Here is a 15,117-nt window from a genome sequence, read left to right as displayed (position 1 = left end):
GTGCGCAGGAGGTTCCCCGATGTCCCCAGTCCCCGCCGACCGGCGCTACGCCGTCTGGCTCTCCGACCCGAGCTTCGCCGCGGCCGAAATCGCCCGCGGGATCGGCTACGGCGCCGCCGTCCTCGACATCGAGCACGGTGCGTTCGACCTGGCCGACCTCGAGCGGTTCGTCCCGTTCCTGCGCTCGCTCGGCCTGGAGGTGCTCGCGAAGGTCCTGGGCCCCGAGCGCGGCCCGATCCAGCAGGCCCTCGACTTCGGCGCCGACGCGGTCGTCATCCCGCACGTCGAGAACGCGGCGCACGCCAAGGCCGTCACGGCGTTCGCGAAGTTCCCGCCGCTGGGCGACCGCAGCTTCGCGGGCGGCCGCACGACCGGCTACCGCGGCTTCGGCGACGACTGGGTCGCCGAGCAGGACCGCGGCACGCGCTGCCTGCCGATGATCGAGGACGCCGGCGCGCTCGAGGACATCGCCGAAATCCTGGCACTGGACACAGTGGACGGTGTGTTCGTCGGCCCGTCGGACCTGTCCCTGCGCCGTGAGCGGGGCGCGTACACGCGTGAAGAAGGCGACTTCGCCGACCTCGAGCGTGTCGCCGACGCCGCCCGGGCCGCCGGGAAGCCGTGGGTGCTGCCCGCCTGGAGCCGCGAGGAAAAGGAGTTCGCCCTCACCCACGGCGCCGGGCAGCTCGCGCTCACGATGCAGCACGGCGCCCTCATGGCCGGCCTCACGGCGGCCTTCGAGGAGACCACCTCCCTCGCGAAGCAGGCCCGATGACCACCGCGGTCCGCACGACGACGCGGGCGAAGACCCGCTGGACGATCGCGGGCGTGCTCGGCGTCGGCTCGTTCGTCAACTACGTCGACCGCGTCAACCTGTCCATCGCCGGGCCCGAAATGATGCGCGAGTTCCACCTCAGCGCGGCCCAGCTCGGCATCGTCGCCTCGGCGTTCCTGTGGACGTACGCCGTGCTGCAACTGCCGATCGGCGCGATCATCGACCGGATCGGCGTCCGCTGGGTCAACCGCGTGGCCGCCCTGCTGTGGGCGATCGCGTCGTTCCTGACGGCGTCGGCGGGCGGGCTCGGCCTGCTGATGGCGTCGCGGCTCGTGCTCGGCTTCGGCGAAGCGCCGACCATCCCGGCGGGCTGGAAGGCGATCGGCCAGTGGTTCCCGCGGTCGGAACGCGGCCGGGCCACCGCGATCTTCGACGGCTGCGCCAAGATCTCCAACGTCCTCGGCATCCCGGTGATGGCGTTCCTGGTGACGGCGTTCGGCTGGCACGCGGCGTTCGTCTTCACCGGCCTGTTCAGCATCGTCTACCTCCTCGTGTGGTGGCTGCTGTACCTGACGCCGAAGCAGGCCCTCGAACGCGGGCGCCTGTCGCCCGAGGAGTTCGCGTACCTGCGCGAAGGCGGCGCTGACGACGAAGACGCGCCCACGCCCAGCTCGCTCACCGGGCTCGGGAACCTGCTGCGCCGCCGCAAGACCTGGGGCCTCGCGCTCGGGTACGCGTCCTACACCTACGCGTACTACGTCCTGCTGACCTGGCTCCCGGGCTACCTCGAGAAGCAGTTCGGCGTGAAGCTCCTGGCCGGCGGCTTCTACACGATGATCCCGTGGCTGGTCGCGGTGCTCGCGCAGTTCCTCGTCGGCGGCATCGTGCTCGACCGGCTCATCGCCCGCAGCGGCGACGAGACCAAGGCGCGCCGGATCGTGCTCGTGGCCAGCATGCTCGTCTCGCTGTCGGTCGCCGGTGCCGCCTACGCCGGGTCGGTCGCCGTCGCCCTGGTGTTCCTGTCGGTCGGGGCGGCCGGGCTGGCCGTCTCGGTGCCCGCCGGGTCCAGCATCGTCGCGGTCATCGCGCCGGAAGGCTGCTCGGGCACACTCGGCGGGCTGGTCAACTTCGTCGCCAACCTGATCGGCATCGCCGCGCCCATCGTGACCGGCGCCGTCGTGGACGTGACCGGCTCGTTCGCCGGCGCGTTCCTCGTCACCGGCGTGGTGCTGCTCGCCGGGATCTTCTGCTACACGGTCGTGCTCGGCAAACTCGACCGCATGCCCGCCGCTCCCCGGAAGGAAACCGCATGACGCACGTGGCTCTCGCGCAGTACGCGCCCGGCGACGACAAGGCCGCCAACCTCGCGCTCGTGACCAAGCTCGCCGGCGACGCGGCCGACCGCGGCGCCCGGGTGGTCCTGCTGCCCGAGTACGCGATGTTCACCGTCCCCGCGATGGACCACCGGTTCGTCGACTCCGCCGAGGACCTCGACGGCGAGTTCGTCACGGGCCTGCTCGCGCTCGCCGCGCAGCGGGGCCTCACGATCGTGGGCGGCATGAACGAACGCCTCGACGGCTCGCGGATCTCCAACACCCTGGTCGCGGCCGGCCCCGACGGCGTGAAAGCGCTCTACCGCAAGATCCACCTCTACGACGCGTTCGGCTTCCGCGAGTCCGACGTCGTCCGCGCCGGCGAGATCACCGAGCCGGAGACGTTCGAAGTCGACGGCGTCCGCTTCGGCCTCCAGACCTGCTACGACCTGCGCTTCCCGGAGGTGACGCGGCGGCTGGCCGACGCGGGTGCCGACGTCGTCCTGCTCCCGGCGGAGTGGGTGCCCGGGCCGCTGAAGGAGTACCACTGGAGCACGCTCGTCCGCGCCCGCGCGATCGAGAACACGCTCTACGTCGCCGCGGCGGGCCAGGCGGCGCCGACCGGCTCGGGCACGAGCATGCTCGTCGACCCGATGGGCGTGGTCGTCACGTCGCTCGGTGAGCAGACGGGGGTGGCCGTCGGTGAGGTGTCCGCGGAACGGATCGCCGAGGTGCGGCAGAAGAACCCGGCGCTGGAGCTGCGGCGGTTCTCGGTCGTGCCGCGCTGACGTCCCGTCCACTGTGGAGGACGGCGTCCGGCGAAGGCCCGCCCGATCCCCTCATTGCGCCCGACTGACTCATCAGTCAAGTCTTGCGATTACCGCAACGCGGGGTTACCGTCTCCTGGCATGGACGAAACCGCGGAGCTGCGGGACCGCATCCGCGGCCTGGTCAAGGCCATGCCGGGAGCCCAGCGGGAGTTCGCCGCCGCCATCGGGCTCGACGAAACGAAACTGTCCAAGGCGCTGAACGGCACCCGCCGGTTCTCGCCGCACGAACTGGTCCGCGTCGCCGAGCACTGCGGCGTCACGGTCAACTGGCTGCTCAACGGCAGCGACGACGCGGTCACCGTCACGGCGGTCCCCGCGCCGGCCGCCCGCCTGGCGAGCGACGACCCCGACCACCTCGCCCAGTCCGAACCGCGCCGCCGCATCCTGGAGACGGCGTGGACGCTGATCGCCGAACGCGGCTACCACAAGGTGCGCATCGCCGACATCGCCGAGGCGTGCGGCGTGAGCACCGCGACCATCCACTACCACTTCCCGGGCAAGACCGACGTCCTCAACGAAGCCCTGCGGCGCAACGTGAAACTGGCGTTCGACCGCCAGGTCGCCGAGCTGCACTCGATCTCCGACGCGCAGGAGCGCCTGCACCGCCTGGTCGAGCTGCAGCTGCCGACCGACGGCGTCCTGCGCGCGGAATGGTCGGTGTGGCTGCAGGTGTGGAACGAAGTCGCGCTCGACCCGGCGTTCCGTTCGCTCTACACGGATTCGATCGACCGCTGGTACCGCACGATCGCCATGACGATCCGGACGGGCTGCGAGCAGGGCGTGTTCGGGGTGACCGACCCCGACGCGGCGACCACCCTGCTGACGGCGTTGATCGACGGCCTCGGCATCCAGGTGCTGACCGGCCGCCCGGGCAGCTCGGTCGAGAGCATGCGAGACCACCTGCACGACTTCATCGAAAGCTCGATCGTCAAGGGAGCCTGATGAACCACGAGGTCATCGTCACCTGCGCCCTCACCGGCGCCGGCGACACCGTCGGCCGGAGCCCGCACGTGCCCGTCACGCCCGCGGAGATCGCCGCGAGCGCCGTCGAAGCCGCGAACGCCGGGGCCGCCGTCGTCCACATCCACGTCCGGGACCCCGAGACCGGCTCGCCGTCACGGGACGTCGCGCTCTACCGCGAAGTCGTGCGGCTGGTGAGGGAGTCCGATGTGGACGTCGTCGTCAACCTGACCGCCGGCATGGGCGGCGACCTCGTCATCGACCAGGAGGACCCGCTCAAGCCCGTCGACGGCACCGACCTCGTCAACGCGATGGACCGGCTGCCGCACGTCGAGGAGCTGCTGCCGGACATCTGCACGCTCGACTGCGGCTCGCTCAACTTCGGCGAGGGCAGCCAGCTGTACGTGTCCACTCCGGACATGCTGCGCGCCGGCGCCAAGCGGATCCAGGAGCTGGGCGTCAAGCCCGAGCTGGAGATCTTCGACACCGGGCACCTGTGGTTCGCGTCCAAAATGGTCGAAGAGGGCCTGATCGACGCGCCCCCGCTCTTCCAGCTCTGCATGGGGATCCCCTACGGCGCGCCCGTCGACCCGGGACTGCTGCAGGCCATGGTCAACCTGCTGCCGGACGGCGCGCAGTGGGCGTCGTTCGCGATCGGGCGGGACCAGATGCCGTGGGTCGCGCAGTCGGTGCTGCTCGGCGGGCACGTGCGGGTCGGGCTGGAGGACAACCTGTACCTGAGCAAAGGCGTGAAGGCGACCAACGGCCAGCTCGTGGACCGCGCCGTCGGGATCGTCCAGGACCTCGGCGCGACCGTGGTAAGCGCTTCCCGTGCCCGCGAGATCCTCGGCCTGAAGGAGCGCGTCCATGCCTGAAACGGTGGCGTGCGTCGGCGCCGGGGTGATCGGCGGCGGCTGGGTCGCGCACTTCCTCGCCCAGGGCTTCCACGTCCGGGCCTGGGACCCGGCCCCCGACGCCGAGGCGAAGCTGAAAAGGCTGGTCGACGCCGCCTGGCCGGCGCTGACCTCCCTGGGCCTGAAGGACGGCGCGAGCCGGGACAACCTCGTCGTCACGACCACGCTCGCCGAGGCGGTCGCCGACGCCGTGTTCGTCCAGGAAAGCGCGCCCGAGGACCTGCCGCTCAAGCAGAAGCTCCTCGCCGAGATCGACGCCCTCACCCCGGCCGGGATCGTCGTCGCGTCCTCGACGTCCGGTTACGGCATGACCGAGATGCAGGCCGACGCGGCCACGCCGGAACGGTTCGTGGTCGGGCACCCGTTCAACCCGCCCTACCTGATCCCGCTGGTCGAGGTCGTCGGCGGAGAACGCACCGAAGACCGGGCGGTCGCGCACGCCGCGAACTTCTACCGGCGCGTCGGCAAGACCGTGATCACCATGGACCGCGAGGTCCCCGGCTTCATCGCCAACCGCCTGCAGGAAGCCCTCTGGCGCGAGGCACTGCACATGGTCGCGAACGGTGAGGCGACGGTCGAGCAGATCGACACCGCCATCACCGACGGCCCCGGCCTGCGCTGGCCGGTGCAGGGCCCGATGCTCACCTTCCACCTCGCCGGCGGCGAAGGCGGGATGGCGCACATGCTCGACCACTTCGGGCCGTCGCTGAAGTCCCCGTGGACCCGCCTCGAAGCCCCCGAGCTGACCACCGAACTGCGCGATGCGGTCGTCGAGGGCTGCGAAGACGAGGCCGGGGAGCGCACGATCGCGGACCTGGTCGCCGAGCGCGACCGGGCGATCATCGCCATCCAACGCGCCGTCGAAGAGGCCCGTGATGGCTGAACTGTCCTATCGCGACCGCGTCCGTCCGGAGTGGATCGACTACAACGGCCACCTCTCCGAGCCGTACTACGTCCTGGTCTTCGGCGACGCGACGACGTTCCTGATGGACACCGTCGGCCTCGGCCCGGAGCTCAGCGGTTCGTCCCTGTACACCGTGGAGGCCCACGTCCGGTACCTGCGCGAGGTCGGGCCGGACGCCGAGCTCGACGTCACCACGTCCGTGGTGGGCATCGGCGCCAAGAAGGTCCGGCTGTGCCACGAGCTGCGCGTCGCCGGGGACCTCGTCGCCACCGAAGAGATCCTGGCGATCCACGTGACGGATTCGAGAGCCTCGCCGCTCCCGGCCGAGGCCGTCGAGCGGCTGAAGCGGTATGTCAACCCGGTCCCGGACTACGCGGGGCGCGCCATCGCCTGACCGAACACCCGCTCCCACCGGAAGTCCCCACCATGGAAGAGCGATGTAGTCCCTTCACCCGCCGCAGGTTCCTCGCCGCGACCGGCGTCGCGCTGCTGGCCGCCGGCTGCGGTGCCACCTACGCCGCGCCGGTGCCGGCCGGGCCGCCCCGCTCCGGCGGCCGGCTGCGCGTCGGCGTCACCGGCGGCGGCGCGTCCGACACCCTCGACCCGCACACCCCGGCGACCAACCCGGACATCGCGCGGGTGATCAACCTCTACGAGCCACTCCTGGTCCGCGACCACGACTACAAGCTGGAGTTCCTGGTCGCGCGGTCGCTGACGGCGTCGCCGGACGCCCGGACGTGGACCGCCGTCCTCCGCGACGGCGTCAAGTTCCACGACGGGCGCCCGGTGACGGCGAACGACGTCGTCGCCACCTTCAAGCGGATCACGGACCCCAAGGACCCGAAGAGCGGCGCGGCCGGGCTGACCGTGCTGGCCGAGGTCGTGCCGAGCGGCGACCGGGCCGTCGAGTTCCGGCTGAACACGCCGAACGCCGGCTTCGACGACCTGCTCGGCCAGTACTCGCTCGGGATCGTCCCGGCCGACTTCGACGTGAAGCGCCCGATCGGCACCGGCCCGTTCAAGGCGGGCTCGTTCACCGCCGGGCTGCAGAGCACCTTCAGCCGCAACGAGCACTACTGGCGGCCGGGCCAGCCCTACCTCGACGAACTGGTGCTGATCAACTTCGCCGACGACGACGCCCGCATCAACGCGCTGCTCTCGTCCCAGGTGGACGCCATCGACCAGGTTCCGGTGGCCCTGGTCGACGTGCTGAACAGCGACCCGCGGATCCAGGTGCTCGCCGCGGAGACCGGCACCTGGCTGCCGTTCACCATGCGCGTCGACCGGCCGCCGTTCGACGACGTCCGGGTGCGCCAGGCCATGCGGTTGGTGGTCGACCGGGAGCAGATGATCAACCAGGTCCTCAGTGGACAGGGCCGTCTCGGCAACGATCTCTACGCCCCCTTCGACCCCGCGTACGCCAGGGAACTCCCCCAGCGCAAGCAGGACATCGACGCGGCGAAACGGCTCCTCGCCGAGGCCGGGCACTCCACTTTGGACGTCGAGCTGGTGACCGCGCCCATCCAGGCGGGGGCGGTCGAGGCGGCGCAGGTGTTCCAGCAGCAGGCCAAGGCGGCGGGCATCAACGTCAGGATCCGCAAGCTCGACACCACGACGTTCTACGGCGAGAACTACCTGTCCTGGGACTTCGCCCAGGACTTCTGGTACACCCGCAACTACCTGCCGCAGGTCGCCGTCGGGTCGCTGCCGAAGGCGCCCTACAACGAGACGCACTGGCACGACCCGGAGTTCGTCGACCTGGTCACCCGCGCCGGGGCGACGACCGACGCCGCCGAGCGGACCGACCTGCTCAAACGGGCGCAGAAGATCGAATACGACCGCGGCGGCCTGATCGTCTGGGGTTTCGTCAACCAGGTCGACGCGTACCAGAAGTACGTCGCCGGGCTCGTCCCGGACCGGACCGGGATCTCGCTGAGCGGCTACCAGTTCCGCACCGCGTGGCTCGGCACGAGCGGGGAGGCGTGAGATGACACGGCTGATCCTGCGCCGGCTGCTCGTCAGCGTCCTCGTGCTGTGGGTGGTGTCCCTGCTGGTCTTCCTCGCGACGTTGCTGCTGCCGGGCGACCCCGCGCGGGCCATCCTCGGCCAGCAGGCCACCCCCGAGCGCGTCGCCGCGCTGCAGCACCAGCTGCACCTCGACCTGCCGGTCTGGCAGCGCTACCTCGACTGGCTCGGCGGGCTGTTCACCGGCGACCTCGGCACGTCGACGTCCACCCAGGGCCCGGTCACGGCGTTGCTGGGCGACCGGATCTCGGCGTCGCTCGTGCTGCTCGTCGTCGCGGCGGTGCTCGCCACCCCGGTCGGGCTCGGGCTCGGCACGTGGAGCGCGATCCGCCGCGGCCGCGCCACCGACCACGTGGTGTCCGGGATCAGCCTGGTGATCGCCGCGCTGCCCGAGTTCGTCATCGGCGTCGCGCTGGTCGTGCTGCTCTCGACGACGGTGTTCAAGGTCTTCCCCTCGGTGACGATCACCCCGCCCGGCGACGCCGTGTGGCACCAGCCGGCCCAGCTCGTGCTGCCGGTGCTCACGCTCGTCCTGGTCGTGACGCCGTACATCACCCGGATGATGCGGGCGACGATGAACGAGGTCCTCGACAGCGGGTACGTCGAGATGGCCCGGCTCAAGGGTGTGCGCGAACGGACCGTGCTCGTGCGCCACGCGCTGCCGCACGCGATCGGCCCGGTCGCGCAGGTGGTCGCGCTGCAGCTGGCGTGGCTCGCCGGGGGTGTCGTGGTCGTCGAGTTCCTGTTCCGCTACCCCGGCGTGGGCCAGGCGCTCATCGACGCCGTGGCCAAGCGGGACGTCGCGGTCGTCCAGGCGATCACGCTCCTCATCGCCGCGGTGTACATCGTGGTGAACCTGCTCGCCGACGTCGTCGGCATCCTCGCCACCCCGAAACTCAGGACGGAGGCGGGCCGATGACCGCCGTCGAGCTCCCCCGCACCGTCACCCCCGACGCGCCTCCGGCCCGCCCGGGCGGGCTCTTCCGCACCGCGTGGACGTTCCCGCAGGCCAGGATCGGCACCGCGCTCACCCTGGTCGTGGTGCTGATCGCCCTGCTCGGGCCGTGGCTCGGCCCGGTGCTGACCGGCCACACGACCACGGACTTCGCCGGGAAGCCGTTCAAGCCGGACGGGATCGCCGGCACCGACGGCCTCGGCCGCGACGTGCTGACCCGGTTCCTCGCGGGCGGGACGACGTTGCTGCTCTACGCGGTGCTGGCCACCGCGCTCGGGATCGTGCTGGGCGCGCTGCTCGGCATGGTCGCCGGGTACGGCGGCGGCCGGCTCGACAGCTTCCTGATGCGCGGCAACGACGTCCTGCTGTCCTTCCCGCAGCTGGTCATCGCGCTGCTGGCGATCGCGGTGATCGGGCCGGAGGGCTGGCTGCTGGTGCTGGTCATCGGCCTGACGCACGCGCCGCGCACGGCCCGCGTCGCCCGGCAGGCGACCGTCGCCGTCGCGGGCAACGACTACATCCGCGCGGCCGAAATGTACGCCGTGCCCCGGTCGTGGATCCTGCTGCGCGAGATCCTGCCGAACATCACGGGCCCGCTCATGGTCGAGATCGGGCTGCGGCTGACCTACTCGATCGGGTACATCGCGTCGCTGTCGTTCCTCGGGCTGGGTATCCAGCCGCCGTCGGCCGACTGGGGCCTGATGATCAACGAGAACCGGATCGCGCTGGTCGTCCAGCCGTGGGGTGTGCTGCTCCCGGTGCTGGCGATCGCCGCGCTGACCGTGGGAACCAACCTCGTCGCCGACGCGCTGGCCTCGGCCGCCGCCGGCCGGAAGCGGGAGGTCCGCGCATGAACGCCTTGGCGGTCACCAGGCTCGCGGTGCGCACCACGGCCGGCGAGTCCGTGTTGGACGACGTGTCGTTCGCGGTGGCACCCGGCGAAGTCCTGGCGCTGGTCGGCGAGTCCGGCTCCGGCAAGACGACCGCCGGGCTGGCCGCGCTCGGGCACTTCCGCCGCGGGCTGGCGGTCGCCGGCGGGCGGGTGACCGTGGGCGACGTCGACGTGCTGTCGCTCGGCACCGAGGGCCGGCGGCGGCTGCGAGGCAGCACCGTTGCCTACATCCCGCAGGACCCGGCCCTGTCGCTCAACCCTGCGTTGCGCATCGGGCTGCAGATCGCGGAGGTCCTCGAGACCCACGGTTTCGACGGCCCGGTCGGCGACCGCGTCGGTTCCGTCCTGGCGGAGGTCGGGTTGCCGGCGGACCCGGCGTACCGGCGCCGGTACCCGCACCAGCTCTCCGGCGGGCAGCAGCAGCGCGTCGGCATCGCGATGGCGTTCGCGTGCCGGCCCGCGGTGGTCGTGCTGGACGAGCCGACCACCGGGTTGGACGTCGTCACGCAGTCGCTGGTCCTGAAGACGGTCCGCTCGCTGACCGCCGAGCACGGCGTCGCCGCGCTGTACATCACCCACGACCTCGCGGTGGTCGCCGAGATCGCCGACCGCGTCGCGGTGATGTACCACGGCTCGACCGTCGAATGCGGGCCCGCGTCTTCGGTGCTGCGGACGCCGTCGCACGCCTACACGCGGCGGCTGCTGGACGCGGTGCCCGACCCGGACGCCACCTCGGAGCCGCCGCCGCCCTCGGAACCCGTGCTGGCGACCCGGGAGGTGTCCGTCGCGTATGGACAGCACGTGGTCCTGCGCGGGGTCGACGTCTCGGTCGAACGCGGCGAGTGCCTGATGCTGCTCGGCGAGTCCGGCTCCGGCAAGACGACGCTGTCGCAGTGCATCGCGGGTCTCACCGGCTCGTACACCGGGACGGTGTCCCTGGCGGGCACCGGGCTGGCGGTCTCGACCCGGCAGCGCTCCGACGAGCAGCGGCGGCGGATCCAGTACGTGTTCCAGAGCCCGTTCTCCTCGCTCAACCCGCGCAAGACCGTGGCGCAGTCGATCGAAGTCCCGCTGACCCGGCTGACGTCGATGTCCCGTGCGGAACGCCGGGCGCGGGTCGACGAGGTGCTCGACCGCGTCCGCCTCGGGCGGGCCCTGGCCGACCGGCTGCCCGACCAGCTCAGCGGCGGCGAACGCCAGCGCGCCGCGATCGCGCGGGCCCTGGTGACCACACCGGACGTCCTGGTGTGCGACGAGGTGACGTCCGCGCTGGACGTCTCGGTGCAGGCGACGATCGTCGAGCTGCTCGGCGAGCTGCGCCGCGAACTCGGGATGGCGATGCTGTTCGTGACGCACAACATCGCGCTGGCCGGCGAGGTCGCGGACCGGATCGCCGTGCTGCAGGGCGGTTCGATCGTCGAGGAGGGTCCCGTTCGGACGGTCCTGGACCATCCCGAGCACCCCTACACGCGGGAGCTGCTGGCCGCGACGCCGCGCCTGTGAAGGGGACGGTGGCGCCGGGGTTCGAGCCGGTGCGGGACGCGTTCGCGGACGTGCTGGCCCGGACGTCCGGCGGTGCGGCGTTCAGCGTCGTGCGGCGGGGCGAGGTGCTCGCCGAGTTGTGGGGTGGTCCCGGCTGGACGCGCGACACGCTGGTGGTCCTGTTCTCCGGGACCAAGGGCATCGTGGCGACGATGATGGCCTTGCTGCCGATCGACCCGTGCGCGCGGATGACCGCTTATTGGCCGGAGTTCTCGGCGGCCGGCGCCCGGGTGGCGCACGTGCTGTCCCACACCGTCGGGCTGCCGTACGTCGAGGCCGAAGTGTCCTTTCTGGACAACCACGCCAACGCCGCCGTCCTCGCCTCGCAGACTCCCTTGTGGACGCCGGGGTCCCGGGTCGCCTACCACGCGGCGACCTACGGGTACCTCTGCACCGAACTGATCCGCCGCGTGACGGGCCGCCCGGCGGGCGAGGTCCTGCGCACCCTGCTGGGCGACGTCGACCTCCACCTGGGCACGCCCGCGTCCGAGGACCACCGCGTCGCGCGGCTGACGCGGTCGCCGGACTACCGGATCAGCACGTTCCTGCACGACCCGGCCCGGCGGCGGATCGTCGACAAGATGTACCGCGGGCTCCTGGAACCCGGCGCGATCAACTCCGCCGCGTACCGCCGTGCGCAGCTCGCGGCGGGCGGCGCGACCGGCACGGCGGCGGCGATGGCCCGGCTCTACGACCGGATCGGTTCGGGTCTGGTCCCGCCGCCGGTGCTGGCGGAGGCGACCCGCACGTGGTCGTCCGGCATCGACGCGATCAACGACCGCCCGGTCCACTTCGGCCTGGGCTACGAACTGCCGGACCCGATCGGCACGTACGGCCCGGCGGCGGTGGCGTTCGGCCACTCGGGCGCGGGCGGCGGCCGCCACGGCGCCTGGCCGGAGGAGGGACTGGGGTTCTCGTTCACGACGAGCGAGCTGCAGCCCGAGGACACCGACGACCGCGGCGCACTGCTGCTCAAGGCCCTGTCCGGCTGTTTGTGACAGGCCACACTCGGATGACACGAACGGATAACTGCCGTAACACCGCTCCGGGGCGAAAACGACTAATGCCTTGTCTGTCGTGAAAGGAACATTCGTGACCGCCCAGCAGCCCTACCCGCCGGCTCCGATGCCGGCCGTCGTCCAGCCCCGCAACGGCCTCGGCACCGCCGGATTCGTCCTCGGTCTCCTCGGCCTGCTCTTCTCGCCGATCCCGCTGATCGGGGTGATCGCGTGGCCACTGGTCATCCTCGGCCTGATCCTCTCGTTCGTCGGGCTCAGCCGCGCGAACAAGGGCGTGGCCAGCAACAAAGGCCTTTCGATCGCCGGTGTCGTGCTCTCGGCGATCGGGCTCCTCGTCTGCATCATCTGGGTCGCCGTGGTCGGCAAGGCCGTCTCCGACGCCGCGAACTCGCTGCCGACCGCGCCGCCGGTCGCGAGCCTCCCCGCCGCCGCGGCCGGAGACGCGCCGGCCGCGGCGAAGCACACCGTCGTGTACAAGGTGACCGGCACCGGCAAGGCCGGCAACATCACCTACACCACCGACGGCATGACGACGACCAGCCAGGAGTCCCACGTCAAGCTCCCGTGGGAGAAGACGATCGAGCTCCCCGGTGACCAGGCGCTGCAGTTCGTCAGCATCCTGGCGCAGGGCAGCGGCTCGGGCAGCATCAAGGTGACCATCGAGGTCGACGGCAAGGTCTTCAAGGAGGCCACCGCCCAGGGCTACGGCGTCGCCAACGCCAACGGGAACATCGGCACGCTCGGCAACGGCTGACGGCGGACGCCCCGAGGTGGCCGGCACCTCGGGGCGCTCAGGCGACCGTCGCGATCGTCTCCCCCGCCACCGGCGGGCAGGTCAGCAGCCGGTGCAGCACAGGCTCGCTCTTCCCCGGTTCCACCAGGGACACCAGCAACCGCACGGCAGCCCGGCCCAGGGCCCGCCGCGGGACTTCGAACCCGCTGATCTCGGGGGCGGGCGTCCCGGCCGGGGCCGGCCCAGGACCGCCAGGGACAGCTCGCCCGGCACCGAAACCCCCGCCGCGCGCAGGGCCTGGCAGGTCGCGTGGAACACCGCGCCCGTGTCGGTCTCCTCGACCACCAGCGCCGTCACGTCGTCGGCGAGCCAGCGGCGGACCGAAGCCGCGCCGAGGTCCGTGCCGTCGGTGCGGGTCACCGCCACCGACAGGCCCGCGTCGGCCGCCGCCGCGCGCACGCCGCGTTCGCGGTCACCCGACGCCGGGGCGTCGTCCGGCTCGCGCAGGTACCGCAGGCGACGGTGCCCGGCCCGCGCGAGCCGCGTGATCACCTCCGCCGAAGCGGACACGTAGTCCGCGCCCACGTGCGGGATGCGGCCGTCGAGCTCGGGGCGGCGTCCGATGTAGACGATCGGGAACCCCGCCGCGAGCAGGTCGGCGAGCGCGTCCACCGGAACGTGCCGGCCGAGGAACAGACAGCCGTCGGCGAGCCGGGTGCGGCGGATCCGGCCGGGTTCCGCGCTCGAGGCCGTGAACATGATCAGGTCCTTGCCGAGCGCGGCCGCCTCGGCCTCGACGCCGGCGAGGATCGGGTAATACGCGTCGGCGAAGTCCGGGAACGCCGGCGTGAACGTGTACAGGCCGAGCAGGTTGTTGCGTGCGGACGAAAACCGTTTCGCCACCGGGTCGGGCACGTAGCCCAGGCGCTCGGCGGCCGCCAGCACGCGCAGCCGCGTCCCTTCCGAAAGCCGGACCCCGGTGCGGTTGCCGCCCAGCACCACCGACACCGTCGCCTGCGAGACCCCGGCGACGCACGCGATGTCGGCCTGCCGGGGCATCCGCCGCACCCTGCCCATCACCTACCTCGCTCCGGGTCGCCGGGCTCAGCTGATCCGATTCAGCCTGCAAGTCCGCCGAAACCGCGTCAACCGTCTTGCCCGAAACTCCAGCAAACCTGTCCCGACTGTACTAATACGTATTTCTCTCTTGACCCGCCCGCGTGAGCGTGTCATTTTCGCCGGACACGAGACCTCGAAGGAGCGGCCATGCCCCTCACCCGACGCGGCCTGCTGGCCGGCGCCGCCGCCCTCGGCGCGGGCGCCCTGCTCCCGGCGACCGCCGCGGCCGCGCCCGCCGGCTTCCCCGACTACCGGTACCAGCGGCTGGCGCTCGTCAAGAGCAAGCTCCGCTACAACCCGACCGGCGAGCTGATCTTCCCCTGCGTCCGCGGCACCAAGGGCCGCATCCCGGACGCGCTCGGCGCGTACTACCTCTACTACGCCCCGCACGACGCGCCGGGCGGGATCTGCCTGGCGTACGCGAACTCCCTCGACGAGGAGTTCACCGAGTACGCGGGCAACCCGATCATCAAGAACTCGTGGCCCGGCGAGTACTCCGTCAGCCACGTCTCGTCGCCGCACGCCCTGTGGAACGACGACGTCAACCGGATCTACCTCTACTTCCACGGCGAAAACACCGTCACCCGCCTGGCCAGCTCCGCCGACGGCATCCACTTCACCTACGAGAAGGAGGTCCTGTCCACGCGGCTGCAGCCCGCCGGGACCACCGAGACGTCCTACGCGCGCGTCTTCCGGCAGGACCTGCCCGCGAAGAACGCCCGCTACGTCATGGTGTTCATGCTCAACAACACCACCAACCACCGCGACATCGGCTGGGGCTGGTCGCCGGACGCGCTGAACTGGACGTTCTCGCAGACGCCGCTGGTGCGCCACACCGACGTCGGGGCGAACGACATCGGCGGCCCGCACCTGCTGCAGCGCAACAGCAGCACGTACGTCGTGTACAACACGGACATCGCGCACGGCGGCCGGCTGATGATCACCGAGGTCGGCAACGACTTCTCGAAGCGCGACCACCTGGGCGTGTTCCACACGCCGCTCGCGGGCGCGCCGGACAACGGCCGCTCCGCGGCGCCGAGCTTCGGCACCTACCAGGGCCGCGAGTACGTGATCTACGAGGCCGGCGAGCGGCTGGCCGGGAACATCGCCATCGCCCGCGCGGTCTGACCCCGGGT

General features: G+C 71.6%; 15 protein-coding genes. 14 read left to right on the top strand and 1 reads right to left on the bottom strand.

Going from position 1 to position 15,117, the window contains the following annotated elements; translation table 11 throughout:
* Positions 1 to 19: 19 nt before the first annotated feature.
* From ACYVLJ_RS18135 to ACYVLJ_RS18075, 13 genes are all read left to right on the top strand, one after another.
* Positions 20 to 775, top strand: coding sequence for an HpcH/HpaI aldolase family protein (locus ACYVLJ_RS18135; protein ID WP_460439478.1), 756 nt, complete (start codon positions 20 to 22; stop codon positions 773 to 775).
* Positions 772 to 2,088, top strand: coding sequence for an MFS transporter (locus tag ACYVLJ_RS18130; protein WP_460439477.1), 1,317 nt, complete (start codon positions 772 to 774; stop codon positions 2,086 to 2,088). The genes ACYVLJ_RS18135 and ACYVLJ_RS18130 overlap by 4 nt, the downstream gene beginning before the upstream one ends.
* Complete coding sequence (locus ACYVLJ_RS18125) at positions 2,085 to 2,876, top strand: carbon-nitrogen hydrolase family protein (protein ID WP_460439476.1); 792 nt, start codon at positions 2,085 to 2,087, stop codon at positions 2,874 to 2,876. Before ACYVLJ_RS18130 ends, ACYVLJ_RS18125 begins: the two co-directional genes overlap by 4 nt.
* A gap of 120 nt (positions 2,877 to 2,996) precedes the next feature.
* A complete protein-coding gene (locus tag ACYVLJ_RS18120; protein ID WP_460439475.1) occupies positions 2,997 to 3,860 on the top strand; it encodes a TetR family transcriptional regulator C-terminal domain-containing protein in 864 nt (287 codons plus the stop codon).
* Positions 3,860 to 4,753, top strand: coding sequence for a beta-keto acid cleavage family enzyme (locus ACYVLJ_RS18115; protein WP_460439474.1), 894 nt, complete (start codon positions 3,860 to 3,862; stop codon positions 4,751 to 4,753). Before ACYVLJ_RS18120 ends, ACYVLJ_RS18115 begins: the two co-directional genes overlap by 1 nt.
* Complete coding sequence (locus tag ACYVLJ_RS18110) at positions 4,746 to 5,675, top strand: 3-hydroxyacyl-CoA dehydrogenase NAD-binding domain-containing protein (RefSeq protein WP_460439473.1); 930 nt, start codon at positions 4,746 to 4,748, stop codon at positions 5,673 to 5,675. The genes ACYVLJ_RS18115 and ACYVLJ_RS18110 overlap by 8 nt, the downstream gene beginning before the upstream one ends.
* A complete protein-coding gene (locus ACYVLJ_RS18105; protein ID WP_460439472.1) occupies positions 5,668 to 6,090 on the top strand; it encodes a thioesterase family protein in 423 nt (140 codons plus the stop codon). Before ACYVLJ_RS18110 ends, ACYVLJ_RS18105 begins: the two co-directional genes overlap by 8 nt.
* 32 nt (positions 6,091 to 6,122) lie before the next feature.
* The gene (locus ACYVLJ_RS18100) at positions 6,123 to 7,682 is read left to right on the top strand and encodes an ABC transporter substrate-binding protein (RefSeq protein ID WP_460439471.1); all 1,560 of its coding nucleotides are present in this window, start codon (positions 6,123 to 6,125) and stop codon (positions 7,680 to 7,682) included.
* 1 nt (position 7,683) lies between these two features.
* Positions 7,684 to 8,640, top strand: a complete 957-nt coding sequence (locus ACYVLJ_RS18095) for an ABC transporter permease (protein ID WP_460439470.1) — start codon at positions 7,684 to 7,686, stop codon at positions 8,638 to 8,640.
* Positions 8,637 to 9,530, top strand: a complete 894-nt coding sequence (locus ACYVLJ_RS18090) for an ABC transporter permease (RefSeq protein WP_460439469.1) — start codon at positions 8,637 to 8,639, stop codon at positions 9,528 to 9,530. The genes ACYVLJ_RS18095 and ACYVLJ_RS18090 overlap by 4 nt, the downstream gene beginning before the upstream one ends.
* Positions 9,527 to 11,071: an ABC transporter ATP-binding protein gene (locus tag ACYVLJ_RS18085; protein ID WP_460439468.1), complete on the top strand. Its 1,545-nt coding sequence runs from the start codon at positions 9,527 to 9,529 to the stop codon at positions 11,069 to 11,071. Before ACYVLJ_RS18090 ends, ACYVLJ_RS18085 begins: the two co-directional genes overlap by 4 nt.
* On the top strand, positions 11,068 to 12,108 hold the full coding sequence (locus ACYVLJ_RS18080) for a serine hydrolase domain-containing protein (protein WP_460439467.1): 1,041 nt from the start codon (positions 11,068 to 11,070) through the stop codon (positions 12,106 to 12,108). The genes ACYVLJ_RS18085 and ACYVLJ_RS18080 overlap by 4 nt, the downstream gene beginning before the upstream one ends.
* 94 nt (positions 12,109 to 12,202) lie before the next feature.
* Positions 12,203 to 12,883, top strand: a complete 681-nt coding sequence (locus ACYVLJ_RS18075; protein ID WP_460439466.1) for an MmpS family transport accessory protein — start codon at positions 12,203 to 12,205, stop codon at positions 12,881 to 12,883.
* A gap of 81 nt (positions 12,884 to 12,964) precedes the next feature.
* On the opposite strand, the gene ACYVLJ_RS18070 is transcribed toward ACYVLJ_RS18075, so the two are convergent.
* Positions 12,965 to 13,921, bottom strand: coding sequence for a LacI family DNA-binding transcriptional regulator (locus ACYVLJ_RS18070; protein ID WP_460439465.1), 957 nt, complete (start codon positions 13,919 to 13,921; stop codon positions 12,965 to 12,967).
* Positions 13,922 to 14,128: 207 nt separating this feature from the next.
* Between ACYVLJ_RS18070 and ACYVLJ_RS18065 the strand changes: the two genes are divergently transcribed.
* A complete protein-coding gene (locus tag ACYVLJ_RS18065) occupies positions 14,129 to 15,109 on the top strand; it encodes a glycoside hydrolase family protein (RefSeq protein WP_460439464.1) in 981 nt (326 codons plus the stop codon).
* Positions 15,110 to 15,117: the final 8 nt, after the last annotated feature.

Source organism: Amycolatopsis stemonae, from assembly GCF_054781455.1.
This window is presented reverse-complemented; position numbering and strand designations above follow the sequence as displayed.